Source organism: Halorubrum xinjiangense (assembly GCF_049604745.1).
Lineage (GTDB): Archaea > Halobacteriota > Halobacteria > Halobacteriales > Haloferacaceae > Halorubrum > Halorubrum xinjiangense_A.
On sequence record NZ_CP187140.1, the window covers coordinates 2624297 to 2651054 of the forward strand.

A 26758-nucleotide genomic window follows, 5' to 3' on the forward strand; every position below is an offset into this window, starting at 1 on the left:
GCCGGGCGGCCGAACGAAACCCGATCGATCGTTCACCGTAGGACCCGATTTCGAAGAACCTCCCACCGATCTTAAGCCGACGCTTCGCGTACTCTCGGGTTGATGGGTACGCTCAACGAGCTGTTCGACCCGGATCGGGTCGCCGTCGTCGGCGCAACCGCCCGCGAGGGCGCCGTCGGCCGCGCCGTCACGTCGAATCTCCTCGACGACTTCGACGGCGACACGGTCCCCGTCAACCCGAACTACGACGAGGTGCTCGGCACGCCGTGCGTCGACGACGTCGCCGACGCGGACGCCGACGTCGCGGTCGTCGTCGTCCCCCCGTCCATCGTGCTGGACGCCATCGAGGCGTGCGGCGAGGCGGGGGTCCGCAACGTCGTCGTGATCACCGCCGGGTTCGGCGAGACGGGAGAGGACGGAGCGGCGAGGGAGCGTCGCCTCGCGGAGCTAGCCGACGAGTACGACCTCAACCTCGTCGGCCCCAACAGCCTGGGGATCATGTCGACCCCCTCGGGGATGAACGCGACGTTCGGCCCCGAGAACGCCCTCCCCGGCGGGCTCTCCTTCATGAGCCAGTCCGGGGCGTTCGTCACCGCGGTCCTCGACTGGGCCAACGACAACGGGATCGGCTTCAAGGACGTGGTCTCGCTCGGCAACAAGGCCGTCCTCGACGAGACAGACTTCGTCGACCACTGGGGTGACGACGAGGAGACCGACGTGATCATCGGTTACCTCGAGGGGATCGAGGACGGCCGCGAGTTCATCGATACCGCCCGGGAGACGACCCAAGACACCCCAATCGTCGCCGTGAAGTCGGGGCGGACGAGCGCCGGCGCGCAGGCCGCCTCCTCGCACACCGGCACGCTCGCGGGCTCCGACAAGGCGTACGAGGCCGGCCTCGACCAGGCGGGCGTCATCCGCGCGGAGTCCGTCGACGAGCTGTTCGACTCGGCGGGCATCCTCGGGAGCCAGCCGCTGCCCGACACCGACAGCGTCGCCATCGTCACGAACGCCGGCGGTCCCGGCGTGATGGCGACCGACGCGGTCGGCGACGCCGACCTCGACATGGCGTCGTTCACGGGCGAGACGAGCGACCGGCTTGCCGACTCGATGCCCGAGGAGGCGAACATCCACAACCCGGTCGACGTGATCGGCGACGCCGACGTCGAGCGGTTCCGCGAGGCCCTCGAGATCACCGTCGAAGACGACAACGTCGGCGCCGCCCTCGTGCTGGCCGCGCCGACGGCGACGATCGACTTCGCGGACCTCGCGGACGCGATCGAGTCTGTCAGCGAGGAGATGGACGCGCCCGTCGCCGCCTGCCTGATGGGCGGCGACCGGACCCGCGAGCCGAAACAGCAGCTTCAGGCGAAGGGGATCCCCTGCTACTTCGACCCCGCGCGCGCCATCGACAGCCTCGCGACGCTCGCGCGCTACCGCGACATCAAGGCGCGCGAGTACGCGCCCCCCATGGCGTTCGACGTCGACCGCGAGCGCGCCCGCGAGATCCTCGAAACGGTGCGCGACCGCGACGACAACCGCCTCGGCGTCGAGGCGATGGAGCTGCTCGACGCGTACGGCATTCCCACGCCCGACGGCGAGATCGTCGACTCGCCCGAGCGCGCCCGCGAAGTCGCCGAGGGCGTCGACGGCGACGTGGTGATGAAGATCGTCTCGCCGGACATCCTGCATAAGTCCGACATCGGCGGCGTCGCCGTCGGCGTCGCGGACGACGACGTGGCCGACACCTACGAGGACCTCATCACCCGTGCGCGCAACTACCAGCCGGACGCGACCGTCCTCGGCGTCCAGGTCCAGGAGATGGTGAACCTCGACGACGGCGTCGAGACCATCGTTGGCATGAACCGCGACCCGCAGTTCGGCCCGCTGCTGATGTTCGGGCTCGGCGGCATCTTCGTGGAGGTGATGGAGGACACCACCTTCCGCGTCGCGCCCGTCTCCGAGCCCGAGGCCCGCGAGATGACCGAGGAGATCCAGTCGGCGCCGCTGCTGCGCGGCGCGCGCGGCCGCGACCCGGTCGACGTCGACGCCGTCATCGAGACGATCGGCCGGCTCTCGCAGCTGGTCACCGACTTCCCGGCCATCCTCGAGCTCGACATCAACCCCCTCGTCGCACTGCCCGACGACGACGGCGGCACGAACGCTGCCGCCGTTGACGTGAGACTCACCGTCGACCCGGAGGCACTCGATCCGGTCGACGCCGACCCGGAGACACTCGATTCGGAGGCACCCACCGATGACTGACACACCCACCACACTCGTCACCGCGACCGGAGACAGCGCCGGAAAGACAGCGATCACCGTCGCCCTCGCGCGGCTCGCGGCCGACCGCGACCGCAGCGTCGGCTACATGAAACCGAAGGGCACCCGGCTCCAGTCGAACGTCGGCAAGACGCTCGACCAGGACCCGATGCTCGCCCGCGAGGTGCTCGGCTTAGACGCCGAGATGCACCAGATGGAGCCCGTCGTCTACTCGCCGACGTTCGTCGAGGGCGCGATCCGCGGCACCGAGGACTCGGCCGCGCTCCGCGACCGGATCCGCGAAGAGTACGATCAGATTGCGGCCGACAACGACCAGGTGTTCGTCGAGGGCGGCGGCAGCTGGACCACCGGCGGCGTCGTCGACCTCACCGACGTCGACGTCGCGGAGCTGCTCGACGCGCGGGTCGTCCTCGTCGCCGAGTACGGCTCGCCGAACGACCTCGACGAGGTGTTGGCGGCCGCCGACGCGTTCGGCGACCGCCTCGCCGGCGTCGTGTTCAACAAGGTGTCCGACGACGCCTTCGAGTCGCTCGACCAGGACGGGATCCCGTTCCTCGAATCGAAGGGGGTCACCGTCTTCGGCGCGATCCCCCACGAGAAGGAGCTCGCGGGCGTCACGGTCGGCGAGCTCGCCGACGAGCTCGGCGCCGAACTGCTCACCGACGCGCCCACCGACGCGTTCGTCGAGCGCTTCCTCGTCGGCGCGATGGGCGGCGACGAGGCGCTCCGCTACTTCCGGCGCGCCCGCGACGCCGCCGTCATTACCGGCGGCGACCGCGCGGACGTCCAGACCGCCGCGCTCGACGCCTCCGGGGTGGCCTGTCTCGTGCTCACCGGCGGCCACCGGCCCTCGGGCGCGGTGCTGGGCAAGGCCGCGGACGCCGGCAAGCCCGTGCTGGCGGTGAACACCGACACGGTCACCGCGATCGACCGCGCCGAGGAGGTCGTCCGCGGCGGGCGCACACGCGATGTCCGCACGGTCGACCGCATGGCCGAGCTGCTCGGCGACCACGTTGACGTCGACGCGCTGATCTGAGGGGGACGGGGGCCTCCCCGGCCACTCGCGCTCCGCGGTCGCGTTCGCCAGCGATCCGCGGTCGCGTTCGCCCGCGCTCCGTGATCGTCTGACGTACTGTTTTCACGGTGGACGACGTACCCCGCCTATGACCAGTCTCTCGGAGGCGTACGGCGGACGGGGGCGCTCCGGGGCCGACCCGCGGCGGCTGTACCTCGGTGTGGGATCGTTCGCCGCGGGGGCGCTGCTCCTCGTCGCGGGCATCCTCGCGGCGGCCGAGGTCGCGGTGCCGGCGGGGTACAGCTCCGCCGCGGCCCGGGAGCTCGGCGGGATCCTTGGTGGCATCGGCGTCCCGCTCGTGTTGATCGGCGTGATGGCCGTGCTGCCGGCCGATCGCAGCACCTACGCCGCGGCGGTCGTCGGCGCAGTCGTCATGTGTCTCGGCGTGGCGTTTTTCACTTACGCGTACCCCGAGCGGTGGGTCGGCGGGCCGCGACCGGACCTCCCGAACCTCACCCTTCACACCGCTGGCATCTACTTCCTCGGCGCCGCGACGGCGCTGTGGAGCGTGTTCGTCGGCGTCGCCAACTTCAAGACCCGCAACGACCCCGGCGGCACCGTCTCGATGGAGGTGACCCACAAGGGGGAGACGAAGGTGGTCGAGGTCCCCCGCGACCAGCTGGGGAGCCGCGGCGGGGTCGGTCTCCTCGGTGGCACGCCCGACGGCGACGTCGAGACGCAGACGAACCGCCCCGACGACGCGAACCAGCCGGCGCGCGACGCGAACCGGCCCGCGGATCGAGACGCCACCGGGGCAACGGCTGACTCCGGGGTGACGGGTGGCTCCGGAGCGACGGCTGACTCCGGGGCGACGGGTGGCTCCGGAGCGACGGCTGACTCCGGAGCGACGGGCGGCACCGGGACAATGGCCGGCACCGGCGCGTCGGGCGCCGCGGGCGGCCGGTCGAACGACGCGGGGCGGTCCGGGACGGGCGGCTCTCCCGCGCCCGGCTCCGCGGGCGTGAGCGACGGCGGCAGCGCCGACACCGACATCTCCTCGCCGCTCGACGAGGTGGGGCCCGAGGGACCGTCCTCGCCGTCGACGCCGGAATCCGCGCCCTCGCCCGGCTCTCCCGCCGCGCGAGACGGTCCGGGCGACACCTACTGCGGCAACTGCGCGAAGTTCGACTACGTCCGGACGGACGACGGGATGCGGCCCTACTGCGCGCACTACGACGAGCTGATGGACGACATGGAGGCGTGCGACTCCTGGACGCCGCGCTAGTCGACGACCTCCTCTGAAGACTCCGCCTTCTCAGACCGGCTCCGCCGACGGGAGCTGCGACTCCGCGACCGCGAACGCGAGCGTGCTCAACACGCCGATGAGTGTCCCGGCCGCGAGCGCCAGCGCCAGTTCGGAAAGCCCGAGCGCCGTCACGCCGGGCGCGTCCGGGAGGAAGAACCCGGAGACCGCGAACAGCACGACGGCGATGGCGGCCACGTAGAAGGGGGCGTTGAGGTAGCGCCACCGGAACCGGCCGGCGAGGTACTCGTCGGTGATCTGGCCGAGGCTGGAGGTGACGCCCGCGACGCCGAGCCACTGGACGAACCCGTGGACGAACGCGGCGAGGGCGGTGCCGACGGCGAGCGAACTCCCCTGTGCGGTCCGGACGACATCGACGGTGTCGAACCCCTGAACGCCGCCCACGACGACCAAGGCGAGCGCGACGACGTAGGTGACGAGCGTCACGCGGCCGGTGTAGAGCACGTTGCGGACGGTCTCGGCGGTGCCGTCGACGGTGTCTTCGAGCCCCAGTCCGCGGAACAGCGAGTAGAGGCCGACCGCGCCCGAGAGGATTCCCAGCACCGCCGCGCCGGCCACGTCGAAGAGGTTGGCGACGACGACGAGCGGATAGATGAGGAGGATCACGCCGAGCGGGATTAGGATTGTGCCGCGGGTCTCCGGGTCGGCGAGGACCTGCTTGATCGTGTAGTAGAGCGACTCGAGGTCCTGCGCCTGCCGGACGACGACCCGGCGCATCCCGTCGATCGGCATCCGCGACCGGATCACGGGGAGGACGGACTCGTCTTGGGCGCCGTCGGTGATCACGACCGCCGAGACCTCCTCGCCGGTCGACAGCTCGGCGAGCACGCGGTCGACCTCCTGGCCGACCGCGCGGTTCGCCTTCACGTCGGGGCCGTCGACGCCCGTGACGGCCGCGACCTCGACGGCCTCGCCCTCGGCGGCCAGCTCGTCGTGGACGTTGACGCCCTGGAAGAGCACGTTCACGTCGGAGTCCTCGGGGTCGGCGGTCGCGAGCGCGACCGCGGCCTCGGTGACGTCGTCGGCGCCGATGACGGGGGTGGGGATCCCGGTCTTCCGGCCGAGGTCGTCGTCGAGGTCGACGCAGAGGACGAGCAGCATCGTCCGAGGCTACGCGAGGGGACGACATATGTTTTCGGCTCGGGTCGTGCCCGGCGAACCCGGCGACCGCGACGGCGCGATCCGTGCGACTCGCGCCGCGCGTGGGGGTGAACCGCCCCGCGCCGTCAGTTCTCTTCGTTCTGCTCGTGTTCGAGCCCGTTCATCATCGAGCGGACGTTCTCGCCGTCGCCGAACACCGCGGGGTACGCGGCCAGCGGGAGGACGTAGTCCTCGCCGGCCTCGACCGCGGTCCCGACGTGGAACTCGAGTTCGACGCTCACGCCCGTCCCCTCGATCTCGCCGTCGGCCGTGTACACGACGACCTCGGCGTCGGTACCGAGGACGTCCGTGGTGTACTCGGAGCCGCGTTCGAGGTCGCTGACGCCTTCGTAGCGGTCCGCGATCAGCGCGGCGCGCTCGTCCGCGCTGAGGTCGGCGATCGGGTTGAACGCCTGGCCGAGCACCTCGACGCGCGGCGTCGCCACCGCGGCGAACACGGCCGCCTGGTAGGTCTCGCCGAACAGATCGACGGCCTTGTCGTACTCGGCGACCGTGTTGGTCACCCGGACCTCGCGCGTCGAGCCCGCGACGTCGAACTCCCGGCTGACGGTCTCGTCAGAGACCTCGTTGAGCTCGTACCCCGTTTCGGAGAGCGTCTCGTCGGCGACGGTCGCGGTGCCGGAGCTGAACTCCGCGGGGCCGCCGGTCGCGACGTCGAGCGCGGTACAGCCGGCGAGCCCGGCGAGTCCGACGGCGCCCGCCAGCCCGATCGCGCCCCGACGGGTGGTCGCGTCGGTCGTCGAGCGGTTCTCGTCGGCGGAGTCGAACGTCTCACCGGGTTTCATGCCTTTCCTTCGCGGCGGCGCGGGTACATACTTTGTGTTCGGTCACCTCCGCTCCGGCGCCGAGGCGGGATCGACCGCCGAATCCGCGGCCGTGCCAACGGATCGCTCGGGACCGTACGGTTCGGACGCTTTTTGAGGCCGCGGCCGGTAGAAGGGGGTAGATGATCTCCAAGGGCTGTGAACAGTGCGCCAAGGGCGGGAAGATGGTGCTTTTCGTCTACGGTTACTGCGACCAGCGGGACTGCTTCTACTGCCCCCTCGGAGAGAACCGGAAGAACGTCACCGACGTGTACGCCAACGAGCGGAAAGTCGAGTCCGACGAGGACGTGATCGAGGAGGCCAAGCGCATGAGCGCGCTCGGCACTTCGATCACCGGCGGCGAGCCGCAGGAGGCGATGGCGAAGACGACCCGGTACCTCGAACTGCTGAAAGACGAGTTCGGCGAGGACCACCACACGCACCTTTATACTGGGATCCCGGGCGGCCGCGAGAACATGCGGAAGCTCTCGGAGGCGGGCCTCGACGAGATCCGCTTCCACCCGCCCGTGGAGCTGTGGGGCGACATGCACGGCACCGAGTGGGAGGAGATCCTGTACATCGCCCGCGAGGAGGGGCTCACGCCCGCCTTCGAGATCCCGGGGATTCGCGCGGAGCCGGAGTTCCTGGAGTTCCTCGACGAGGGCGCCGCCGACTTCTGTAACATCAATGAGTTCGAGATGTCCGACGGGAACTACCGCCGGATGCAAGAGGAGGGGTTCGAGCTTCAGGAGGGGCACATGTCCGCGGTCGACGGGTCGAAAGATGCCATCTTAGAGGAGATGGCGAGCCACGAGAAGGTGTACTTCTGTACGTCGGTGTTCAAAGACGCCGCCCAACACCGGAACCGCCTGAAGCGCATGGCGAAGAACATCCGCCGCGAGTTCGACGAGGTGACCGACGACGGCACGCTCGTCTACGGGAAGGCGTTCGCCGACGCCGACCGGTTCGAGGCGCTCGGCGTCCCCGAGGAGTTCTACACGGTGAAGTCGAACCACGTCGAGGTCGCGTGGTGGCTCCTCGAAGAGATGGTCGAGGACGGCGACTTAGACGAGGGCGAAATCGTCGAGCAGTACCCGACCGCGGACGGCACGGTCGTCGAGCGTACGCCAGTTGCCTGAAGCGGTCGTTCTCGGTTTTCTGAGCCGTTTTTCTGTCCGTCGTGTGATCGAGTTCTATTGAGTTACCAGCGCGGAGCCACCGGTTTGCTGTGCGGTGGCGCGTGCCTGCGAGGCCGCCTCGCGGCCGAGTAGCACGCGCGAGGGACGCCGCGAACGCCCGGAGGGCGTGAGCGGCGAGGCTGGGGAGGCGTGAGGCTGCGGTCCCGCGAGCGACCGAAGGGAGCGAGCGGGAGTACGGAAGACGCAGCGCCGAGCGAAGCGAGGCGACCGTCTTCCGGTGGTGCTGTGCGGGGCGGGACTCAAAGGGGAAGCCGGGAGGACGCCGCAGACGACGTAAGCACCGCAGGGAGCGAACGGAGTGAGCGACCGAGGAGCGCAACGAGTGTGCGGCGTCCTCCCGGCTGGGGCTTTGAAGATGTTCTCCGTCGATCTGCTGGCGGTCGTTTATAAGCGAGCAACTGGGACTTTAGCGAGGTCCACGGCCGATCCGTCGTCAGCACAAGCGGTGACTGCCACCGCTCTACCGGGCACGTGTCGTGCTATCTACTCCCACACTTATAAGCGATCAACGCGTATAGCTGCGTATGGCCTCCGACGAACCCGTATTCGCCGACGTGAGCATTGGGCAGACGGTGTACGACGAGTCGGGCGAGAAGCTCGGGTCGGTCCGCGGTGTCGACGACGACGGTTTCTACGTCTCCTCGCCGTCGGGAACAGACCCGCTGGCGCTCACCGACGCCCGCGACGTGTTCGGCACCGCCTACGTGATGTGGCGCTGCTGGGAGTGCGGCGAGATGGGCGAGATCGGCGACCAGCTCCCCGCGAACTGCCCGAGCTGTGACGCGCCCCGCGAAGAGCTGTACTACTGGGCCGAGGACTGAGACGACGTCGGCGGGAATCTCGTTCGTGTCCCCGTCGCTTATTTGTAAACGGCTGACTGCGTCGGCGCGGCGGACACCACCGAAGCTCCCGCCGTTTACTTATAAATCGCTGCCAGCAGATCGGCGGCGAACACCGCCGAAGCCCCAGCCGTTCACTGATAAACCGACACTAGCGGATCGACGGCGAACACCACCGAAGCCTCAGCCGTGAGGCGGGCGCACGCTCGCTGTCGTTCGAGACGCCTGCGGCGTCTCGTGATGACGAGAGAGCGGAGCTCTCTCGAACCACGCTCCTCACTCGGTCGCTCCGCTCCCTCGTTCCGGTGCTTGCGTCGCCTGCGCCCGCCTCACGGCTGCCCCTTCGAGTCCCGCCCCGCACGGCGACCGCAACCTCACACCTCCCCAGCCTCGCCGCTCACGCACTCCGGGCGTTCGCGGCGTCCCTCGCGCGTGCGGTTCACGGCCTATCGGCCGTTCACCGGCACGCGCCACCGCCCTACCTGTTTACGAGCCCTCGTCGCCCTCGTGATCGTCCGGTTCGTCGCCCACCTGCTCGCGGAGTCGCTCGACCTCCGCTTCCAGCTCCGCGATCCGGTCGTCGTCCGCCGCCTCGTCGTCGGAGCGCAGCGCGAGGAACAGCACCGCGCCCGCGACGAGGACGAGGGGGACGCCGAAGATGAGCACGAAGACGATCAGGATGATCACGAGCTCGGGACCGGCGGGCACGCCGCCGAACGCGGGGACGAGCGGGACCATGCGTCACCCACTCGGCGCCCCCGACTAAAGCGGATCGGCCCCGACTGGGTCTTTCCCGGCGGACTCACTCCGCGTCCACGAAGTCACCGAGATTCGCCTGAAGCCCGGCCGCCATCGTCGACTTCCGCCGGAGGCGCCCGAGCGAGACGGGGAGCTGGTCGGCGACGCCGCGGACCGCCTCGCCGAACGTCTCCGCGGCCCCGAACTCGCCCTCGAACGCGTTCCGGACGGCCTCGCGCACCTGCCAGACGCCGACCGGCCCCCAGTAGTCGTCGGAAACGTGGCGCAAGACGAGCGCCTTCGCCTGTCGGCCGCGGTCGTCGAGGTGTTCGAGGACGCCGAGCCGGGACGCGTAGTAGGCGCCCGCCGTCTCCTCGACGTAGCCGGTCCGCCCCTCGCGCCCCTCGCTCGCGGCCGCGAGGTACACCCCCGCCTCGGGGTCGGGGTTCCAGATCGAGCCGGGCGATTTCATCTCGACGAGCTCGTACTCCCACTGTCCCGGGACCAGAATCACCCAGAACGCGTTGCCGAGGTACTCGTTGCGGTGGACCTCGATCCGGTCGACCGTCGGGTTATCGCGGATCGAGCCGCGGAGGAACTGACCGACCGTATCGTCGACGGCCGTGATCGACCAGCGCGTCGGGACGAGCCGGCGGTTCTCCCCCTGCCCGAGCGCGCCCGCCGAGAGGATCGTGTTGATCTCGTACACGTCGAACCCGCGGCGGTAGAGGTACGTCATGGCGCCCTCCGCGCGCCAGTCGTCGTCTTCGAGGGTCTTCTTCACCGGCCGCGGGACGTGGGGATTCTCGCCGAGGTCGGCCGTCCGCGCGGCGGCGCGCGGCCCCGTCGGCGTCTTGATGTCCTCCGTCCCCACCTCGAAGTCGAGGTCCGGCCGGCCGTCGAGCCCGATCTCCACGTCGACCGGGCGGTCAGCGATCGCGACCTCGCGCTGGACGCCCAGCCAGCCATCCCACGCGTCGTGGACGCTCTCGGCCGGCCCGCCGCCGCTGCCGACGGACTTCACGCCGCCCGTCGCGCCCGCGTCCGCGACGTCGACGCCGCGGGTCGAGTTGAGCAGGCTCGTTCGGCGGTCGAACACATCGGATATGGAGACGCCCTCGTCGTACCACGCCGCGGAGGTCTCGAACGCCGCTGCGCGCTCCTCGCGGCCGACCGGCGAGAGCAGCCCAGTCGAGACGTTCGGGTAGTCCGCGCGGCCGACGAAGATGGAGGGCGAGACGCTCCCGACGACCGCGTCGTCGGAGACGTGCTCGTCGAAGCGCCGCTCGAAGGAGTCGAGATGGTCCAAAATTCCGTAGTCCTTCTCCGCGGCGAGGCGCCGCCGCTCGGCGCGCTCGTTCGCCTCGAACTCGATGAACTCGTCGAGCCGCATTCGGATCAGGGTTGGCGGCGCACCGGCTTGAACGTTTCCGGCGCGACGGGACGCGAAGCGCGGAAGAGAAAGCAGGGAAGGGGGAGAACCGACCGCGGGACCGTCTTAACTGTGGATTCCCATCGCCTCGATCTGCTCTTGGTACCGGTTGCGGATGGTGACCTCGGTGACCTGCGCGACGTCGGCGACCTCGCGCTGGGTCTTCTTCTCGTTACAGAGCAGCGAGGCCGCGTAGATGGCCGCGGCGGCGTAGCCGGTCGGCGACTTCCCGGAGAGGAGCCCCTGCTCGGCGGTCGTCTCGATGATCTCGTTGGCCTTCGACTGGACCTCCTCGGAGAGCTCGAGCTCCGAGGAGAACCGCGGGACATACTTCTTCGGGTCGACCGGGCGCATCTCCAAGCCGAGCTCCTGGGAGATATAGCGGTACGTCCGGCCGATCTCCTTGCGGTCGACCCGCGAGACCTCGGAGATCTCCTCTAAACTTCGGGGAATGCCCTCCTTGCGACAGGCGGCGTACAGCGCCGCGGTGGAGACGCCCTCGATGGAGCGCCCCCGAATGAGGTCCTCGTTGAGTGCGCGTCGGTAGATAACCGAGGCAACCTCCCGCACCGATCGCGGCACGCCGAGCGCGCTCGCCATCCGGTCGATCTCCGAGAGCGCGAACTGGAGGTTGCGCTCGCCGGCGTCCTTCGTCCGAATGCGCTCCTGCCACTTTCGCAGGCGGTGCATCTGCGACCGCTTCTTCGAGGAGATGGAGCGCCCGTAGGCGTCCTTGTCCTTCCAGTCGATCGTCGTCGTCAGCCCCTTGTCGTGCATCGTCTTCGTCGTCGGGGCACCGACGCGCGACTTCTCCTGCCGCTCCGAGTGGTTGAACGCGCGCCACTCCGGACCGAGATCGATCTGCTCGTCTTCGATGATCATCCCGGTCTCCTCGTGTATCAGCTCCCCGTCGGCCGTCCGGGTGAGATCCTCCGGATCGAAGTCTTCGGGGTCCAGCTCGTCGATGTCCTCGACCTCCTCGACGTCGATCTCGTCTTCCTCGGCGTCTTCGTCCCCCACGCGCTGCCGGTCGTGATCCCGTTGCCGGGTGGGCCGTGTCATCGCATTTATATAGTATCCAAACGGTTTAACTTAAAAGTTCGTTACCATGTGGGTGTGTGCCATGGGTGGCGAGCCTCCGGTCGGTCTCGTACGGACAGCGGACGGACAGCCCTTTGTCCGCCGGGCGCGGAGCCCGCACGAATGCCGACGATCGACTGCGACCCGGCCGCCGCGCGCGAGCGACTCGCGGGCGAGGGCGTCCGGATCGACGAGGGGAACACCCCCCACGAGCGGTGGCGCGCCGAGCGCGACGGGGCCGTCGCGGTCGCGTACGACGACAAGGTCGTCGTCCAGGGGAGCGACCCCACCCGACTGACCGCCCTGCTGCGCGACGGCGGCGGCCGCGCGCACGTCTACTTCGACGGTGCCTCCCGCGGGAATCCGGGGCCGGCCGCGGTCGGCTGGTGTCTGGTCACCTCCGACGGCGTCGTCGCGGAGGGCGGCGAGCGGATCGGCCGCGCCACGAACAACCAGGCCGAGTACGCCGCGTTGATCCGCGCGCTGGAGGCGGCCGACGAGTACGGCTTCGATGCCGTCGACGTCCGCGGCGACTCCCAGCTGACCGTCAAGCAGGTCCGCGGGGAGTGGAACGCCAACGACCCGGAGCTTCGCGAGCGGCGCGTCCGCGCCCGGGAGCTGCTGGAGCGGTTCGACCGCTGGTCGATCGCCCACGTACCGCGGGAGATAAACGAGCGCGCCGACGATCTGGCGAACGAGGCACTCGATGACGCGAACTGACGACGAACCGCCGGAGTGGGCGAAGGAACGGGCGCGGGAGATGATGGCGGCGGAAGCTGACGCGGAGGGAGCGGACGACCCCGCCGACGAGGCCGACGCCGATCCCGACCGCGACGACGAGCGCGTCCCGGACGTGCCGGTCGAGGCCGTCGACGAGGCGGAGCGGCTCACGCGGCTCGCCCGCGAGGCCGAGTCCGCGGAGCCGACGCCCGAGATCGAGCAGGCGGCCGACCAGTACCGGGAGCGGCGCGACGCGCTCGCGGCCGAGTACGGCTACACCGCCCGGATCCGCGACGAGGACGACGCGCTCGTGTTGTACCCCGACGAGTGGATGGAGGACGGGACGGTCCAGCTCGACCGCGTCGAGGACACCGACCGCGCGGTCGAGGTGTCGCTGTCCGGCCCCGGCGACGCCGACCGCTACCGCGAGGTGGCCGCGTACAACGAGGCGGTCGCCGAGGAAGTTGCCGAGCGCGAGGCAGAGGTCCACGCGCGGACCGCGGAGACGTTCGCGGCGTTCATGAGCAACCATTACGTCCGCCCGGTCGACGACGCCACGCCGGAGATGCGCGCCGAGTTCCGCGAGGAGTACCTGGTTCGGAACGGCTGGCCGACCGACGAGCAGCTCGACGCCGTCGACGAGTCACTCTCCGTGATCGAGTCGGTCGCGGCCGACGTCGAGGGGCCCGCAGAGGCCGACACTCCCGATGCCGACGCCCCCGACGACGGTTCGGCGGACCACGACGACGCCGGCGATTCGGCGGACCACGACGACGCCAGCGGTTCGGCGGACCACGACGACGCCGGCAATTCGACGTAGCGACGGCTCAGCGAAGAGAAAACGCGGCTTTCGCCGCGCCGTGTGCCAAAAGGTTCAGTTGGAAACCGATACCGCGCGGTCGGCGGGCGCTCCGGCTTACTCGAGCAGCGCGCGGACCTCGTCCGCGCGTTCCTCGTCGGTGACGAACCGGTCGAGGACCCACTCGATCTGGTCGAGGACGACGTCGTGGCCCTCGTCGGTGAGCTCGTACTGGTTCGTCCGCTTGTCGAGTTCGCTCTTCTCGACGAGCCCGTGGTCGACGAGGTCGTCGAGGTTGGGGTACAGGCGGCCGTGGTTCACTTCGGAGCCGTAGTACGCCTCCAGCTCCCGCTTGATGGCGAGGCCGTACATCGGCTCCTCGGCGAGGATGGTGAGGATGTTTTGTTGGAACGCCGTGAGGTCGCTCGCGGCCGTCGATTCATCAGTGACTGTTTGTGCCTCTGACATGCCTAACGGGAAGTGGCCCGAACTTATAATCTTTCTCAACATTCACGACCGTTGCGATGCGTAACTCCGGACGGTCGTCCGAATCTCCCGGTCTCGAGGGTCTGTCGGCGGACACCCGTCTGCTTCGGGGGTGAAGCGCGTTCGACTGATCATTCCGTTCGCGCCGAACGGGTCGACGATCCGTCGGTCACACCGCGGTTTCGCTTCGCGATCGAAACTCGCGAATCGGCGTCTGGCGGGTTCGGACCGTCGACGCCGGAGCCCACGGTCGTCCCGTCACCTGCGCCGCCGCCTCGCCCGATCCTACGCCGCCTCGCCCGATCCTACGCCGCCTCGCCCGATCCCGAAAGGACTTTGCCCGACTTGGACCCATCAACGGGCACATGGTCAACCTCTGGGAGGATCTCGAGACGGGACCGAACGCGCCGGACGAGATCTACGCCGTCGTCGAGTGTCTCAAAGGCGAGCGGAACAAGTACGAGTACGACAAGGACATCCCCGGCGTCGTGCTCGACCGCGTGCTTCACTCGAACGTCCACTACCCGTACGACTACGGCTTCATCCCGCAGTCGTACTACGACGACGAGGACCCCTTCGACGTGATGGTGCTCGTCGAGGACCAGACGTTCCCGGGCTGCGTCGTCGAGGCCCGCCCCGTCGCCATGATGAAGATGGACGACGACGGCGAGCAGGACGACAAGGTGATCGCGGTGCCGACCGAGGACCCCCGGTTCGATCACATCGAGGACCTCGAGGACATCCCCCAGCAGACCCTCGACGAGATAGACGAGTTCTTCTCGACGTACAAGAACCTCGAAGAGGGGAAGGAAGTCGAGACGCTCGGATGGGAAGACAAGCAGGCCGCGAAGGAGGCGATCGAACACGCGCAGGACCTGTACGACGAACAGGTCGCCTAACGGTCGTATAACCACTGCGCATCCGGCGCCCGCGCCCGGATGCGTTATACCTATGGGTAATTTTTAGGGCGGGCGTCGCGTATCCTCATGTAGAGCCATGAGCGCCACCACGCCCTCCGTCGGCATCGACCACCCGACGGTCGTTCCCGCGAACTTCGACCCGGACGACGACGCGACGACCGAGACGGTCGCCGACGACGAGGCCGAAGAAGCCGCCGCGACCGACGACGCGTAGCGGTCGCTTTCCCCTTCTCAGGCGCGTTCGACGACCGCCGAGAGCCGCGTCGCGTCGTCTCGAAGCGACGCGAACGCGTCGTCGACCCAGTCGACCACCGTGTCGTCGGTCGATTCGAGCACGCACCGCGGGTTGTTCCGCTCGTCGTACGCGGTCACGCACGCGACGTCGTCACACCGGACGAGCCCGTACTCGATCGGGTCGGCGCTCACGTACACCGTCGCGTCGTCGTCGGTGAGCGCGCGGTCGGTCGCCGGGCCGAACTCCGCGACCGACGTGTCGACCACGTCGCGGTCGATGATCAGCTCCACGCTCGCGCCGCCGTCTAACGCCGCGGCAGCCGCGTCGTTGAACTGCTGGAGGACGACGGGAGAGACGGCCCGGATCTCGGCCCCGCTGCTCTCGCGCAGGAGTTCGGTGAGCCGGTCGACGGCCGCCAGCGGGTTCTGGTCGGAGGCGACCGTGAGGTCGCTGTGGGGGATCCCCGCCGCGGGGAAGTCGACGCCGACGCGCTCGATCGTCTCGGCGAACCGGCCGTAGCGGTCGCCGCGTTCGACCTCCGTCAGAAGCGTCTCGTACGCGTCGTGGACGCGCTCCCCGGTCGGCGTCACCCGGTAGTCGGCGCCGCGTTTCACGACCCAGTCGCGCTCGCGGAACCCCGCGAGGATTCGCTGGACCGTCGTTCGGGTGGCGTCGACCGCGTCGGTCAGCTCGGACGGGCGCCGCGGCTCCTCGCGCAGCGCCCGGAGTATCGCGACCCGAACGGGCGAACCGGCGAGGTACTGTGCGCCGTCGTGTCCCTCCTCGGCCGTCATCGTCTGATCCGTGTGTACGGGTACCGCCCTGTTAACTATTATTAGTCGCTAAGTCTCCCTCTTCAAAGACCAACGCAGGGAGCGAAGCGACCGAGTAGCGCAATAAGGAGGGGATACAGCACTGTCATGGTCTTCTAAACACTTCGCGACGACATGCCCACAGGCCTACGGCAATGATAAACTATTTGTATGTAAATTACGTAAATTATGGTGTGGCAACGCGAAAGACCATTTCTATCCGCGACGACCAAGAAGAATGGATTCAGGACAACCACCTGAGTCTCTCCTCGTTCGTCCAAGAGAAACTGGACGAACTCATCGAAGAACGAGAATCGTAGATGCAGTACAACTACAAGTATCGACTCAACCCAACAGAAGCCCTCTCTGAGACGCTCCTGTCCCACGTCGATACTTGTAGGCAACTATACAATCACGTCCTTTATCTGCTCAAGGAGGAAGACGACATTCCCGCCCGATACAATGTACAGGGGCAACTTCCCGACCTCAAAACGTGGTGGGACGACCTCGGAAACGTTCACTCGAAAGTGTTACAGATGGTCGTCAAGCGCGTCTACGACAATCTCTCCACGCTCAAAGCGCAAAAGCAGAACGGACGCGCTGTTGGAATGCTCAAGTGGAAACCACCCCGAGAATATCGTTCACTCACCTACAACCAGTCCGGCTTCAAACTCAAGAATACGAGTGGTCGGCCTGTCCTGTGGTTGAGTAAAATCGGTGAGATTCCGATTCACCTCCACCGAGACATTCCCAAGAACGCGACAATCAAACAGGTCACGATCAAGCAGGAGCCAACTGGCGAGTGGTACGCTACGTTCGGCGTCGACATGGACGAAGCCACACCCGAGAAACCAGAGATGCCAGAGGAGGTCGTCGGAATCGACGTGGGGATTCTCACGTATGTACACGACACCGACGGCACAGCCGTCGAATCGCTCGACTTGTCCGACGAACGCGAGCGGTTGGAACGCGCCCAGCGTGACCTTTCACGGAAACAGCACGGGTCTGCGAATTGGGAAGAACAACGGCAGGTCGTGGCCGAGCGCCACGCCGATCTCAAGCGAAAGCGTCGTGACTTCCTACACAAGCTCTCAAACTACTACGCTACCGAGTACGACCTCGTAGCGGTCGAAGACTTGGACACGAAGGAACTAATCGAACTCCCCGGTAACTCACGGAATCGAGCAGGTGCGGCGTGGGGAACGTTCTTTCGGATGCTTGAGTACAAATGTGAACGCGAAGGAACGCACTTCGTGGCGGTCAACCCGAGAGGGACGACCAAGGAGTGCGCGTCATGTGGTGCCTCGACGGACAAGCCGTTGTGGGTTCGTGAACATTCATGCCCCTCGTGCGGGTTTGAGGCGGACAGAGACGCGAATGCGGCATGGAACATTCTTTCTCGCGGCCTCGAAGAAGTAGGGGTGGTTCACTCCGAATTAACGCCTGTGGAGACTGCGCTCCCTACGGACACCGTTGTGTCTGCAAAGCGCGTCGTTGAAACAGGAAGCCCCACTCTCAAGGAGCGAACGGCGCAGGCCGTGAGCAAGTAGGGTGGGGTAGTTCACTCGTACCGCGTCGCGGCCGCGGGGCTCCCACCCGTCTCGGCCGAACGCGTCAGTCCCGGTAGCGGAACGACACGACGGTGCCGACAGTGTCCTCGCCCGTGAGGCGCTCCGTGGTCACCGTCACGGCGGCGAGCGCGTCCGCGCCGAGCGCCTCCTCTATCACCGCCCGCAGCGCGTCGGGGTCGGCGCCCTCCTGTATCACCGGCACACGGACCTGTCGGCGGTTGACCGCGACGTCGCCGAGGTCGTACTCGGTGTGCTCGAACGCCTCCCGGATCGTGGCTTCGATGTCAGTCATGGCACCGTCCGTTCCGCGCCGCGCGGTGAAAAAACGCGGTCCTCGGTCGGCGTCGCGAGCGCGGTTGGTCTCGGTCGTCCGTAAGCGTCGCAAACGGCTGATTACTCGCTATAATTGGTTCTCTCTATTTAATGCGGTTTATAATCATTTCAAATATCTTTATCATTCAACCGCAGAACAATCTTAATATTTATTTATCCTGATACTTTTCGAATATGCACGAAAGTGTGGCAGATTACGTGGCAGAGCACCCGAAAATGGCCGGCGTCCTGTTTACCGCCCTCCTGCTGCTGACGCAGGCGGCGCCCGCGGCGGCGAATATGGCTGCATCTAACCCTGGACCCTAAAAATCCAATTCGTCACTCCAAACTAGCTGGTCAGACTTGAAAACGGGTGCAGTCTCTAAATCTAAGAATTTGGAAAGTTCTTCAGTACTCACCGTCTGGTCGTCTAGTTTCACTGGAATGTAATGGTTTGAGTCATCCGTGGCCAGATTTAGTGTTGTGAGGGTTCCATTTCCGTACGGACCGTTTGGAAGCATATCTGCAGATACTCTCCAATCCTCGGAACTCTCTCTTCTAAGATTAATCACAACCGCAGACCCACTCCGGCTCTGACAAATAGTCGTCCCCCCGTCCCCGACGACGATGTACTGGTGGCCCGTGATCAGCTCTCGTTTCGCCACGTGGAGCGCGGTCCGGAGGTTGAATCCGCTGTTCATCAGGCGGGCGATGATCCGGCCGAGGGTCGTCGCAGGCGAGTTCGCCACGTCGGAGAGGGTGACGATGCCGCCGCGTGAGCCGCGGTGGACCAAGGCCTCGCCCTGCTGGTAGGACTGGCAGGCGTTGAGCAGGAAGGCGCTGACGCCGATCTCGAGGTCCTCGTCGGTCAGATCGAGGTATCCCTCGGCGCACTGCATCCCGCGGTCGTCGACGTGCCCAATGTAGTGGAGGAAGTCGACGTCGGACTCCAGCACCTCGCGCATCTCCTCGCGGGTGAGGTCGTGGCGCACCTCGATGTCGAACTGGACCATGTCGCGCAGCCCGTACAGGTCGGCGACGTTCCCCTCCTCGCGCATCTGGTCGTCGTTACAGACCACGAGGACGGAGATTCGCGACTGCTCGACCTGTCCGGCCTCCAGCCGCCGGTGGTACGCGTCGAGCGTCGCCTTGTTGGCGTCGAGCGGGACGCCGTCGCCCACCCACGCGTGCTCGACCGTGTCGACCGGCTCCGGCCGGACGAACTCCGTCTGTGCCGGGACGGCGCCGCGTTCCGTGGAGGCGTCCGCGCCGCGGATGATCCCCGCGCTCGCGGCGCCCATGCTCGCACCGCCGCGCACAAACTCGTCGTCGCCGAGCGCGCCGCCGTCGGGGGCGACGCCGCCGACGGGGACCTCCCGCCTCGTGGCCGCCGACGAGCTTCGGTCCGCGCTGCCGAAGAAGCCGACGCCGACGCCCCCGTCGTCGTCCACGGGCGTGACGGTCTCCGGAGAGCGGACGATCGACAGCTCGCCGGCGACGAACGGGAGCATCTCCACGTTCTCCGGGTCGGGACGGACGTCTGTCGTCAGCGTCCACTGCGGGAGTTCGGGCTCGACGTCCGCGAAGGGGATGTCGAGGTACTCACCGAGCCGCGCCGCGAGCGGGAGGTCGTACAGCCGCTTCCAGTCGAGGTCGAGGTCGGTGGTCTCGCGCTCGTGGAGGTCGACCGGGTAGAACCCCTCCGTCCGGGCGAGACAGTCCATGTGGAACGACTGCCGGAGCACCTGCGCGGTCCGCGCCTCGAACTCCGGTTCGAGCGGATACGTCCACCCGTCGCCCTCGATCCGGGGTTCGTCGCCCGGGACGACGTCGGCCGCGAAGTAGTACGCCAGCGAGACCACGGGGTAGAGGTAGCGGTACTCCGGAGGGACGACGATCCGCACGCCGCTGTCGACCGGCTCGACGCGCTCGGGAACGCGGAACTCGTCGCCGGGCTCGATCAGCGGCGGGTGGCCCCGCAGGGTCGGAAACGACCGCTCGGGGCTCGTCGTCTGGAGCGCGGAGCCGAGCAGCGAGACGGCGTCCATCAGCGACTCGGGATCGGTCGGCGTCGTGATCGTCCCCGCCGGCGTCTGGTGGAGCGACCGGAAGCCGAGCCCGACCGTGCCCGGCGTGTCGAGGTCGATCCGGGTGGTCCGGTCGGTCGTGGAGACGGAGAAGCCGGAGTCGAACGCGAGGTACAGCTTCGTCGGCGCCGGGTTGATCCCGACGTGGTACGTCCCGTCCGGCATCGTGTAACAGTCGCCGTGGGTGAGGAGCGTCCCGTCGCCCGCGCGCGTCTCGACGACCGCGACGCGCGGGATCTCGATCGACCCGGTCTCGACCGCGGCGCTGGCGTCGACCGGGAAGTAGTGGTCGGACTCGGGGCGCGGTCGCGGGTCGACGGGCCGGTCGGTGTACACCTCGAACTGCGTGTTCTCGATGTGGTCAGTGACGGTGATCCCGTCGGCCTCGCGCAGCGGGTCGATGTCGATGCTCATGGGGACTCGCAGCGGCGGTCGTCAGATCGGACGGCAACCGACGCCGCGGGGGGTAGTACCGTCCGGTTGGGCGATAGCGGCGATAAAGCTTGCGTCGGTCGGATCGCCGCGGACCGAACGGATAAAGTCCCGGCCGCCCCACCTCCGCGTAATGATAACGCTGGGAACGGCCCGCGCGTCTCCCGGGGAGACGGACACGGGCCGTCTTGAGGTGGGGGAGATGCGGGACGGGAGCCCCGTCCGGCTGCCGGTCGCCGCGATCAACGGCGCGGCCGACGGGCCGACGCTGTACGTCCAGGCGGTGAGCGACGGCGACGAGCTGAACGGGCTGGGCGTCGTCAACCGCGTCGTTCCGCGGCTCGACCCGGCCGAGCTGTCCGGGTCCGTCCTCGTCGTCGGCATCGTGAACCACTTCGCGTTTCAGGCCGCGGAACACCGGAACCCGGTCGACGACCGGAAGATGAACCGCGGCTACCCGGGCGACGCCGACGGGACGACGAGCGAGCGGATCGCCCACGAGACGTTCCAGGTCGCCAAGCGCGCCGACTACATCCTCGACCTCCACCAGGGGTCGACGAGCCGGATGATAAACGAGACGCGCGTGCGCTGCGGCGTCCGCCACCGCCTCCACGGCGAGTGTTTAGAGCTCGCGAAGGCGTTCGGCTGCGGACACGTCCTCGACATCAAGGGCCCGGACGGCCAGCTCGCCCGCGCCGGCCCGGAACACGGGATCCCCACCGTCGACCCCGAGCTCGGCGGCTGCGTCGGCTGGGACGAGGAGTCGATCCGGTACGGCGTCGAGGGCGTGTTCAACGTGCTCCGACATTACGGGTTCCTCGACGGCGACGCCGCGCTCGAGTCACAGACGCGCGCCCGCGGCTTCGACCAGTACGGCTCGCCGGCCGGCGGGCTGGTCCGCTTCGAGCGCGAACTCGGTGAGCGCGTCTCGGCCGGCGACGTCCTCTTCGAGGTGACCGACACCTTCGGCGCCTTGGAGGCCCGCGTCACCGCCGACACGGACGGGATCTTCTGGCGGACCCGCCGGCTCCCGCAGGTGGCCGCCGGCGAGTACGTCTGCTCGATCGGCACCAACGTCGACGAGTACTGATGGGACCTTCTGGCGAATCGGAGCGGGAAGCGTGCTCCCTCCGGCGACTCCGCTGTCCCGAGTGCGGCGAGACGTACCGTGACCGCTGGCGCTGTCGGTGCGGCGCCCCCCTGGACTTCGCCGACCCGCCGACGCCAGAGGGGGCGGCGCCCGACCCCGAGTCGTTCGACGCGCGCGGTGGGCTGTGGGCGTTCGCCGACTTGCTCGCCGTCGGCGACGACCCCCGAAACCGCGTGACGCTCGGCGAGGGGATGACGCCGCTCGTCGGCGCCGACAGGGGACGCGAGTCCGGTGGGGACGCGGAACCCGACCTTCTCCCGTGGAACGCGTCGTTCAAGCTTGAGTACGTCTTCCCGACCGGCTCGTTCAAGGACCGCGGCGCGACCGCGACGCTGACCCGGGCCCGCGAGCTGGGCGTCGAGCGCGTCGTCGAGGACTCCTCCGGCAACGCGGGCGCCGCGATCGCGACCTACGCCGCCCGCGCCGGGATCGCGGCCGAGATCTACGTCCCCGCCGACGTCAAGGAGTCGAAGCTCCGCGCGATCCGCCGCGCCGGCGCCGAGCCGGTCCGGATCGAGGGGAGCCGAGGGGACGTGACGGACGCCTGCGTCGCGGCGCTCGGCGAGGGCGGTTCGGGCGCCGGCGAGGGGACCGACCCATCGCGGACTGACGCCTGGTACGCCAGCCACGCCTGGAACCCGGCGTTCTTCGAGGGGACCGCCACGGTCGCGTACGAGATCGCCCTCCAGCGCGGCTTCGAGGCCCCCGACGCCGTCGTGACGCCGCTCGGGCACGGCACGCTCTTCCTCGGCGCCTACCGCGGGTTCCGGCGGCTCGAACGCGCCGGCTGGATCGACTCGGTCCCGCGGCTCTACGGCGCGCAGGCGGCCGGCGTCGCGCCCATCGTGCGGGCGCTCCACGGCCCGGAGGCGGCCGATCCGGAGGGGACCGTCAACGACGCCGCGGACGGAATTCAGATCGCCGAGCCGGTCCGCGACCGGGAGATCCGGAAGGCGATCGACGCGACCGGCGGCGACGCGCTCGCGGTCACCGAGGCGGCCGCGACGCGCGAGCTCGACCGGCTCCACGCCGCCGGCTTCTACACGGAGCCGACCTGTGCGGTCGCGCCCGCGGCGCTGCGGACCCTCCGCGAACGGGGCGAGATCGGTTCCGACGAGGACGCCGTCGTGCCGCTGACCGGGAGCGGTTTAAAAGGCTGAGTCGAGCGGCGTCGTCGACCCGGGACGCCCCGGCCTCACCGTCACCCCTTTTCAGTCGGCCCTCGTTCGTCCCCACATGGAGGTGCTCGTCTACGGCGCCGGCGCGCTCGGGAGCCTCGTGGGCGGGCTGCTTGCGCGCGAACACGACGTGACGCTCGTCGGGCGCGACCCGCACATGCGGACGATCCGCGAGGACGGGCTCCGGATCGACGGCGAGGTCGACGTCCGCGTCGCGCCGCGCGCGCTCACCGACGGGACGCACTGCGCGGCGGACCTCGCCCTCGTCACGACCAAAGCGTACGACACCGACGCGGCGGCGCGGGCGCTCGCGACCGGCGAGTACGTCGCGGTCTGCTCGCTCCAGAACGGGCTCACGGAGGAGCGGCTGGTCGCCGCGCTCGACGCGACGGTCCTCGCCGGCACGGCGAGCTACGGCGTCCGGTTCGCGGAGCCGGGCCGGGTCACCTGTACCGGCGTCGGCGAGGTCGTCGTCGGGGCGCTCTCCGGTGGCGCGAGCCCCGTCGCCGCGCGGGTCGGCGCGGCCTTCGACGCGGCCGGAATCGAGGCGGTCGTCGCCGAGGACATGCCGACGCGCCGCTTCGAGAAGCTCGCGGTCAACGCCGGGATCAACGGCCCCTCGGCGCTCGCGCGGACCGAAAACGGACCGACGCTCGACGGGCCTGTCGGCGAGGTCGCCCGTGAGGCCGCCCGGGAGACGGCCCGCGTCGCACGAGCGGTCGGGGTCGACCTGGGTGACGACCGCGCCGTCGCCGCCGTCGAGCGCGTCGCCGCCGACACCGCCGCCAACCGGTCGTCGATGTACGAGGACGTCGCGAACGGGCGCCGCACCGAGGTTGACGCCATCTACGGCGCGGTCGTCGACCGGGCGGACCGCCACGGCGTCTCCGCGCCGACGTGTCGGACGATCGGGTCGCTGATCCGCGGCTGGGAGGCGGCGCGCGGGCTCCGTCAGGGGTAACGAACTCCGAAAAAGACGGCGCGTGGTCGGCGATCCAGGCCGCTACGCGCTCAACACCACTCCTCGAGGACGGTCGCGTCGGTCTCGTCGACCGACACCCACGCGTCCTCCCGGGAGACGTCTGCGATGACGAGTTCCGGCCGCGACGACGAGGAGTCGATGGACGCCATCACGTCCGGCGCGTCGGCGGCGTCGAGCGCGGGGTCCGTCGGCAGCGCCGTCCGACGGCGGTCGGGGTCCGGCTCGTCCCAAGGAGTGGAACTCCGTGACATGGTTGTGAATAGTTCACAGTACGTATAAGAGTTGCGAACCGGACCGATATCGGCCGTCGGATCGGAGATTCCGGGGACTGCCGACCGACGTATCTCCCGATAAACCGCCGCTCGGGCGACGATATGCCCGAACGTGTCGCTTTTCTCATCGGCTCGTGGGCGCTCGCGGTGCGCCGGCAGACGGCCCCGATCGCCGCCGATCCGTCCTCGCTCCGCCGCCGCTCGACGGTGCGGGTCGGTGGTCCGGCTCCGCACACCTTCGCAGTATACAAGAGGTGGCACGCTGAAAGGCGGGCATGAACGTCGCAGACGCCATGACGCCCCGGTCGGAGCTCGTCGTCGTCGAGATCCCCGGGAGCCGGAACGACGTGTTGGAGTACATCCAGGAGCACGGGTTCTCCTCGGTCCCGGTCGTAAAAGATGTCGACGGCGAGGAGGTGTACCGCGGGCTCGTCACGCGCGATGACCTGATCGACCAGCCGGACGAGGACCAGCTCGCGCTGCTGATGCGCGAGGTGCCGACCGCGGGGGCCGACGACGACATCGTTGACGCCGCGCGGACGATGGTCGCGGAGGGGTCGCGCCGTCTCCCCGTGGTCGACGGCGACGAGCTCGTCGGCATCCTCACCGTCACCGACGTGGTGCGGGCGATCGCCCGCGGCGAGGTCGACGGCGAGACCCAGGTGGGCGAGCTCGCGACGCGCGCGGTCAACGCGACGCACACCGGGACGCCGCTGCCGGTCGCGGAGCGAGAGATCGCGCTCTCCGGCGTCCCGTACGCGGTCGTGCTCGACGACGAGGCCGCGGTTACGGGGATGCTCACCGAGGTCGACATCCTCGAGGTCGCCCGCGTGGTCGAGGGCGAGGCGAGCACCGGCGACTCGATCGCCGAGGAGGACTCCGAGTGGTCCTGGGAGGGGATCAAGGCGACCGGCGCCCGCTACCTCCCGACCCGGAACGTCGAGATCCCGGCGGAGGCGGTCCGCCACTTCATGACCGCTGACCTGATCACCGTCAACGCCACGCGGACGGCCAAGGAGGTGGCACAGGAGCTCATCAGCAACGACATCGAGCAGGTCCCGCTCGTCTCGGGCACCGAACTCGACGGGATCGTCCGGGACGTGGACCTGCTGGAGGGGCTGTAGATGGCCGCGGACGCGCTCGCCGAGCTCGCGAAGCGTCGCGGGTTCTTCTTCGGCTCGAACGGCGCGTACGGCGGCACCGCCGGCTTCTACACGTTCGGCCCGCAGGGCGCAGCCCTCAAGCGGAACGTCGAGGACGCGTGGCGCGACCGGTTCACCATCCGGGAGGGGAACCGCGAGATCGAGGCGCCGACGGTGATGCCCGAGGCCGTCTTCGAAGCCTCCGGCCACCTGGAGGGATTCGACGACATGCTCGTCGAGTGCCCCGAGTGCGGCGAGTCCCACCGCGCCGACCACCTCGTCGAGGACGCCACCGACATCGAGGACGCCGAGGCGCTGCCCGGCGAGGAGGTCGCGGAGCTCATCGCCGACAACGACATCGCCTGCCCGGCCTGCGGCACCGAGCTCGCCGGCCAGCCGGTGGAGGCGTTCAACCTCATGTTCGCGACGGACATCGGCCCCGGCGACGCCCAGCCGGGCTACCTCCGCCCCGAGACCGCGCAGGGGATCTTCGTCGAGTTCCCGCGGCTGAAGGAGTACGCCCGCGGGAACCTCCCGTTCGGCATCACCCAGATCGGCCCCGCCTACCGCAACGAGATCTCGCCGCGCGGCGGGCTCCTCCGCCTCCGCGAGTTCACGCAGGCCGAGCTGGAGCAGTTTATCGACCCCGAAGAAGACGAGCCGCCGCTCGACCGCGTGCGCGACGTCGAGGTCCGGCTGTACCCTGCGACCGAGCAGGAGGCCGACGACGGCGACTACCTCGACACGACGGTCGGCGAGGCGGTCGACGAGGGCGTCATCGGCTCCCCGTGGGTCGGCTACTACCTCGGCGTCGCCCAGGAGTGGTACGAGCGCGTCGGCGTCGATCTCGATCGGTTCCGGTTCCGCCAGCACCTCGCGGGCGAGCGCGCCCACTACGCGGCCGACTGCTGGGACGCGGAGAGCGAGGTCGACGGCGACTGGATCGAGATCGCCGGCTTCGCCTACCGCGGCGACTACGACCTCTCGAAGCACGACGAGTACGGCGACGACGCGTTCACGGTGTTCAAGCGCTACGACGAGCCGAAGACGGTCGAGCGCGCGACCGTCGACCCCGACATGTCCGTCCTGGGGCCGGAGTTTGGCGGTGACGCCGCCGCGGTCGCCGAGGCGCTGGAGACGCTCGCGGAGCGCGACCCGGACGCCTTCGACGGCGAGACGGTGACGGTCGAGATCGGTGACGGCGACGACGCGGAGACTCACGAGGTCGACGCCGATGTCGCGAACTTCTCCGTCGAGGAGGTGACCGAGAGCGGCGAGCACATCACGCCCCACGTCGTCGAGCCGTCGTTCGGCGTCGGGCGCACCGTCCAGACGCTGCTCGCGCACGCCTACAGCGAGGACGAGGTCGACGGCGAAGAGCGGACGTACCTCTCGCTGGAGCCCGAGGTCGCGCCGCAGGACGCCGCCGTCTTCCCGCTGGTGACGAACGACGACCGCCTCACCGCGCTCGCCGACGAGGTCGCGGCTGACCTGCGGGCCGCGGGGCTCGCGGTCGCGTACGACGACTCCGGCTCGATCGGCCGCCGCTACCGCCGGCAGGACGAGGTCGGCACGCCGTTCTGCGTCACGGTCGACCGCGACGGCATCGAGGGCGACGGCCCGGACACCGTCACGCTCCGCGAGCGCGACTCCGCGGCGCAGGTCCGGATCCCGGTCGCGGCCCTGGCGGACGAGCTGACCGCGCTGCGCGAGGGCGAGCCGTTCGCGTCGGTCGCCGACCGGTACGACGCGGTCGACACCGACGTCGAGACCGCGGGGAACTGAG

General features: G+C 68.8%; 27 protein-coding genes. 17 read left to right on the forward strand and 10 right to left on the reverse strand.

The window, feature by feature from the left end; genetic code table 11:
• Window positions 1–102 precede the first annotated feature (102 nt).
• The 3 genes from ACOZ35_RS14365 (at window position 103) to ACOZ35_RS14375 (ending at window position 4583) form a co-directional block, all read left to right on the forward strand.
• Window positions 103–2265, forward strand: a complete 2163-nt coding sequence (locus ACOZ35_RS14365; protein WP_424014205.1) for an acetate--CoA ligase family protein — start codon at window positions 103–105, stop codon at window positions 2263–2265.
• Complete coding sequence (locus tag ACOZ35_RS14370) at window positions 2258–3319, forward strand: phosphotransacetylase family protein (RefSeq protein ID WP_424014206.1); 1062 nt, start codon at window positions 2258–2260, stop codon at window positions 3317–3319. Before ACOZ35_RS14365 ends, ACOZ35_RS14370 begins: the two co-directional genes overlap by 8 nt.
• A 127-nt stretch (window positions 3320–3446) precedes the next feature.
• Window positions 3447–4583, forward strand: a complete 1137-nt coding sequence (locus ACOZ35_RS14375) for a DUF7139 domain-containing protein (RefSeq protein WP_424014207.1) — start codon at window positions 3447–3449, stop codon at window positions 4581–4583.
• 30 nt (window positions 4584–4613) lie between these two features.
• Here the strand turns inward: ACOZ35_RS14375 and ACOZ35_RS14380 are convergent, their stop codons facing one another.
• Window positions 4614–5723 (reverse strand): DUF373 family protein, encoded by a 1110-nt coding sequence (locus ACOZ35_RS14380; RefSeq protein ID WP_424014208.1) that lies wholly within the window; start codon window positions 5721–5723, stop codon window positions 4614–4616.
• 125 nt (window positions 5724–5848) lie between these two features.
• The gene (locus ACOZ35_RS14385) at window positions 5849–6568 is read right to left on the reverse strand and encodes a DUF6517 family protein (protein ID WP_424014209.1); all 720 of its coding nucleotides are present in this window, start codon (window positions 6566–6568) and stop codon (window positions 5849–5851) included.
• A gap of 161 nt (window positions 6569–6729) precedes the next feature.
• Between ACOZ35_RS14385 and ACOZ35_RS14390 the strand changes: the two genes are divergently transcribed.
• Together ACOZ35_RS14390 and ACOZ35_RS14395 are read left to right on the forward strand one after the other, a co-directional pair.
• On the forward strand, window positions 6730–7725 hold the full coding sequence (locus tag ACOZ35_RS14390) for a radical SAM protein (protein ID WP_424014210.1): 996 nt from the start codon (window positions 6730–6732) through the stop codon (window positions 7723–7725).
• A gap of 584 nt (window positions 7726–8309) precedes the next feature.
• Window positions 8310–8606, forward strand: coding sequence for a DUF7130 family rubredoxin-like protein (locus ACOZ35_RS14395; protein WP_424014211.1), 297 nt, complete (start codon window positions 8310–8312; stop codon window positions 8604–8606).
• Between the two features lie 504 nt (window positions 8607–9110).
• Here ACOZ35_RS14395 and ACOZ35_RS14400 read toward each other — a convergent pair.
• The 3 genes from ACOZ35_RS14400 to ACOZ35_RS14410 all read right to left on the reverse strand — a co-directional run bounded on the left by ACOZ35_RS14400 (window position 9111) and on the right by ACOZ35_RS14410 (window position 11856).
• Window positions 9111–9362 carry a preprotein translocase subunit TatA gene (locus tag ACOZ35_RS14400; protein ID WP_424014212.1) on the reverse strand — a complete coding sequence of 84 codons (252 nt, stop codon included), beginning with the start codon at window positions 9360–9362 and terminating at the stop codon, window positions 9111–9113.
• A 64-nt stretch (window positions 9363–9426) separates the two neighbouring features.
• Entirely contained in the window at window positions 9427–10755 is a 1329-nt protein-coding gene (gene nreA, locus ACOZ35_RS14405) for a DNA repair protein NreA (protein ID WP_424014213.1), read from the reverse strand.
• A 105-nt stretch (window positions 10756–10860) separates the two neighbouring features.
• The gene (locus ACOZ35_RS14410) at window positions 10861–11856 is read right to left on the reverse strand and encodes a transcription initiation factor IIB (protein ID WP_424014214.1); all 996 of its coding nucleotides are present in this window, start codon (window positions 11854–11856) and stop codon (window positions 10861–10863) included.
• Between the two features lie 141 nt (window positions 11857–11997).
• Here ACOZ35_RS14410 and rnhA point away from each other — a divergent pair, with 141 nt between their 5' ends.
• Window positions 11998–12594: a ribonuclease HI gene (gene rnhA, locus ACOZ35_RS14415; protein WP_007994899.1), complete on the forward strand. Its 597-nt coding sequence runs from the start codon at window positions 11998–12000 to the stop codon at window positions 12592–12594.
• A complete protein-coding gene (locus ACOZ35_RS14420; protein ID WP_424014215.1) occupies window positions 12581–13414 on the forward strand; it encodes a DUF7108 domain-containing protein in 834 nt (277 codons plus the stop codon). Before rnhA ends, ACOZ35_RS14420 begins: the two co-directional genes overlap by 14 nt.
• A 96-nt stretch (window positions 13415–13510) precedes the next feature.
• On the opposite strand, the gene ACOZ35_RS14425 is transcribed toward ACOZ35_RS14420, so the two are convergent.
• Window positions 13511–13861, reverse strand: a complete 351-nt coding sequence (locus tag ACOZ35_RS14425) for a PadR family transcriptional regulator (RefSeq protein ID WP_007994889.1) — start codon at window positions 13859–13861, stop codon at window positions 13511–13513.
• Window positions 13862–14244: 383 nt separating this feature from the next.
• Between ACOZ35_RS14425 and ACOZ35_RS14430 the strand changes: the two genes are divergently transcribed.
• Window positions 14245–14778, forward strand: a complete 534-nt coding sequence (locus ACOZ35_RS14430; protein ID WP_007994887.1) for an inorganic diphosphatase — start codon at window positions 14245–14247, stop codon at window positions 14776–14778.
• A gap of 97 nt (window positions 14779–14875) precedes the next feature.
• Window positions 14876–15013 carry a hypothetical protein gene (locus ACOZ35_RS14435; protein WP_167320539.1) on the forward strand — a complete coding sequence of 46 codons (138 nt, stop codon included), beginning with the start codon at window positions 14876–14878 and terminating at the stop codon, window positions 15011–15013.
• 17 nt (window positions 15014–15030) lie between these two features.
• Here ACOZ35_RS14435 and ACOZ35_RS14440 read toward each other — a convergent pair whose 3' ends face one another.
• Window positions 15031–15828: a helix-turn-helix transcriptional regulator gene (locus tag ACOZ35_RS14440; RefSeq protein WP_424014216.1), complete on the reverse strand. Its 798-nt coding sequence runs from the start codon at window positions 15826–15828 to the stop codon at window positions 15031–15033.
• Between the two features lie 212 nt (window positions 15829–16040).
• Between ACOZ35_RS14440 and ACOZ35_RS14445 the strand changes: the two genes are divergently transcribed.
• Together ACOZ35_RS14445 and ACOZ35_RS14450 are read left to right on the forward strand one after the other, a co-directional pair.
• Window positions 16041–16166: a hypothetical protein gene (locus ACOZ35_RS14445; protein WP_004597641.1), complete on the forward strand. Its 126-nt coding sequence runs from the start codon at window positions 16041–16043 to the stop codon at window positions 16164–16166.
• Window positions 16167–17396 (forward strand): RNA-guided endonuclease InsQ/TnpB family protein, encoded by a 1230-nt coding sequence (locus ACOZ35_RS14450; RefSeq protein WP_007994883.1) that lies wholly within the window; start codon window positions 16167–16169, stop codon window positions 17394–17396. It begins immediately after the preceding gene.
• 64 nt (window positions 17397–17460) lie between these two features.
• On the opposite strand, the gene ACOZ35_RS14455 is transcribed toward ACOZ35_RS14450, so the two are convergent.
• Complete coding sequence (locus tag ACOZ35_RS14455; protein WP_424014217.1) at window positions 17461–17709, reverse strand: hypothetical protein; 249 nt, start codon at window positions 17707–17709, stop codon at window positions 17461–17463.
• A gap of 215 nt (window positions 17710–17924) precedes the next feature.
• On the opposite strand from ACOZ35_RS14455, the gene ACOZ35_RS14460 reads away from it, so the two are divergent.
• On the forward strand, window positions 17925–18056 hold the full coding sequence (locus ACOZ35_RS14460; RefSeq protein WP_322533583.1) for a DUF7503 family protein: 132 nt from the start codon (window positions 17925–17927) through the stop codon (window positions 18054–18056).
• Here the strand turns inward: ACOZ35_RS14460 and ACOZ35_RS14465 are convergent.
• Window positions 18053–20230, reverse strand: coding sequence for a caspase family protein (locus ACOZ35_RS14465; protein ID WP_424014218.1), 2178 nt, complete (start codon window positions 20228–20230; stop codon window positions 18053–18055). The two genes, ACOZ35_RS14460 and ACOZ35_RS14465, sit on opposite strands and share 4 nt — an antisense overlap.
• 151 nt (window positions 20231–20381) lie before the next feature.
• On the opposite strand from ACOZ35_RS14465, the gene ACOZ35_RS14470 reads away from it, so the two are divergent.
• The 3 genes from ACOZ35_RS14470 (at window position 20382) to ACOZ35_RS14480 (ending at window position 23537) form a co-directional block, all read left to right on the forward strand.
• Window positions 20382–21338 (forward strand): succinylglutamate desuccinylase/aspartoacylase family protein, encoded by a 957-nt coding sequence (locus ACOZ35_RS14470; RefSeq protein ID WP_424014219.1) that lies wholly within the window; start codon window positions 20382–20384, stop codon window positions 21336–21338.
• Window positions 21338–22558, forward strand: coding sequence for a threonine synthase (locus ACOZ35_RS14475; RefSeq protein ID WP_424014220.1), 1221 nt, complete (start codon window positions 21338–21340; stop codon window positions 22556–22558). The genes ACOZ35_RS14470 and ACOZ35_RS14475 overlap by 1 nt, the downstream gene beginning before the upstream one ends.
• Window positions 22559–22634: 76 nt before the next feature.
• Window positions 22635–23537, forward strand: a complete 903-nt coding sequence (locus ACOZ35_RS14480; RefSeq protein ID WP_424014221.1) for a ketopantoate reductase family protein — start codon at window positions 22635–22637, stop codon at window positions 23535–23537.
• Window positions 23538–23587: 50 nt separating this feature from the next.
• On the opposite strand, the gene ACOZ35_RS14485 is transcribed toward ACOZ35_RS14480, so the two are convergent.
• Entirely contained in the window at window positions 23588–23809 is a 222-nt protein-coding gene (locus ACOZ35_RS14485) for a DUF7556 family protein (RefSeq protein WP_004598156.1), read from the reverse strand.
• A gap of 296 nt (window positions 23810–24105) precedes the next feature.
• On the opposite strand from ACOZ35_RS14485, the gene ACOZ35_RS14490 reads away from it, so the two are divergent.
• Window positions 24106–24954 (forward strand): CBS domain-containing protein, encoded by an 849-nt coding sequence (locus tag ACOZ35_RS14490; protein WP_424014222.1) that lies wholly within the window; start codon window positions 24106–24108, stop codon window positions 24952–24954.
• Window positions 24955–26757 (forward strand): glycine--tRNA ligase, encoded by a 1803-nt coding sequence (glyS, locus tag ACOZ35_RS14495; protein ID WP_424014223.1) that lies wholly within the window; start codon window positions 24955–24957, stop codon window positions 26755–26757.
• Window position 26758 lies beyond the last annotated feature (1 nt).

Excerpts from the sequence above, each read along its gene's own strand:
- ACOZ35_RS14390 (WP_424014210.1), top strand. The coding sequence starts at position 6,730 with ATGATCTCCAAGGGCTGTGAACAGTGCGCCAAGGGCGGGAAGATGGTG.
- ACOZ35_RS14485 (WP_004598156.1), bottom strand. The coding sequence starts at position 23,809 with ATGTCACGGAGTTCCACTCCTTGGGACGAGCCGGACCCCGACCGCCGT.
- ACOZ35_RS14395 (WP_424014211.1), top strand. The coding sequence starts at position 8,310 with ATGGCCTCCGACGAACCCGTATTCGCCGACGTGAGCATTGGGCAGACG.
- ACOZ35_RS14455 (WP_424014217.1), bottom strand. The coding sequence starts at position 17,709 with ATGACTGACATCGAAGCCACGATCCGGGAGGCGTTCGAGCACACCGAG.
- ACOZ35_RS14480 (WP_424014221.1), top strand. The coding sequence starts at position 22,635 with ATGGAGGTGCTCGTCTACGGCGCCGGCGCGCTCGGGAGCCTCGTGGGC.
- ACOZ35_RS14465 (WP_424014218.1), bottom strand. The coding sequence starts at position 20,230 with ATGAGCATCGACATCGACCCGCTGCGCGAGGCCGACGGGATCACCGTC.
- ACOZ35_RS14385 (WP_424014209.1), bottom strand. The coding sequence starts at position 6,568 with ATGAAACCCGGTGAGACGTTCGACTCCGCCGACGAGAACCGCTCGACG.
- ACOZ35_RS14475 (WP_424014220.1), top strand. The coding sequence starts at position 21,338 with ATGGGACCTTCTGGCGAATCGGAGCGGGAAGCGTGCTCCCTCCGGCGA.
- ACOZ35_RS14490 (WP_424014222.1), top strand. The coding sequence starts at position 24,106 with ATGAACGTCGCAGACGCCATGACGCCCCGGTCGGAGCTCGTCGTCGTC.
- ACOZ35_RS14435 (WP_167320539.1), top strand. The coding sequence starts at position 14,876 with ATGAGCGCCACCACGCCCTCCGTCGGCATCGACCACCCGACGGTCGTT.
- ACOZ35_RS14375 (WP_424014207.1), top strand. The coding sequence starts at position 3,447 with ATGACCAGTCTCTCGGAGGCGTACGGCGGACGGGGGCGCTCCGGGGCC.
- ACOZ35_RS14470 (WP_424014219.1), top strand. The coding sequence starts at position 20,382 with ATGATAACGCTGGGAACGGCCCGCGCGTCTCCCGGGGAGACGGACACG.
- ACOZ35_RS14460 (WP_322533583.1), top strand. The coding sequence starts at position 17,925 with ATGCACGAAAGTGTGGCAGATTACGTGGCAGAGCACCCGAAAATGGCC.
- ACOZ35_RS14430 (WP_007994887.1), top strand. The coding sequence starts at position 14,245 with ATGGTCAACCTCTGGGAGGATCTCGAGACGGGACCGAACGCGCCGGAC.
- ACOZ35_RS14425 (WP_007994889.1), bottom strand. The coding sequence starts at position 13,861 with ATGTCAGAGGCACAAACAGTCACTGATGAATCGACGGCCGCGAGCGAC.
- glyS (WP_424014223.1), top strand. The coding sequence starts at position 24,955 with ATGGCCGCGGACGCGCTCGCCGAGCTCGCGAAGCGTCGCGGGTTCTTC.
- ACOZ35_RS14370 (WP_424014206.1), top strand. The coding sequence starts at position 2,258 with ATGACTGACACACCCACCACACTCGTCACCGCGACCGGAGACAGCGCC.
- ACOZ35_RS14420 (WP_424014215.1), top strand. The coding sequence starts at position 12,581 with ATGACGCGAACTGACGACGAACCGCCGGAGTGGGCGAAGGAACGGGCG.
- ACOZ35_RS14380 (WP_424014208.1), bottom strand. The coding sequence starts at position 5,723 with ATGCTGCTCGTCCTCTGCGTCGACCTCGACGACGACCTCGGCCGGAAG.
- ACOZ35_RS14440 (WP_424014216.1), bottom strand. The coding sequence starts at position 15,828 with ATGACGGCCGAGGAGGGACACGACGGCGCACAGTACCTCGCCGGTTCG.
- ACOZ35_RS14450 (WP_007994883.1), top strand. The coding sequence starts at position 16,167 with ATGCAGTACAACTACAAGTATCGACTCAACCCAACAGAAGCCCTCTCT.
- nreA (WP_424014213.1), bottom strand. The coding sequence starts at position 10,755 with ATGCGGCTCGACGAGTTCATCGAGTTCGAGGCGAACGAGCGCGCCGAG.
- ACOZ35_RS14400 (WP_424014212.1), bottom strand. The coding sequence starts at position 9,362 with ATGGTCCCGCTCGTCCCCGCGTTCGGCGGCGTGCCCGCCGGTCCCGAG.
- rnhA (WP_007994899.1), top strand. The coding sequence starts at position 11,998 with ATGCCGACGATCGACTGCGACCCGGCCGCCGCGCGCGAGCGACTCGCG.
- ACOZ35_RS14365 (WP_424014205.1), top strand. The coding sequence starts at position 103 with ATGGGTACGCTCAACGAGCTGTTCGACCCGGATCGGGTCGCCGTCGTC.
- ACOZ35_RS14410 (WP_424014214.1), bottom strand. The coding sequence starts at position 11,856 with ATGACACGGCCCACCCGGCAACGGGATCACGACCGGCAGCGCGTGGGG.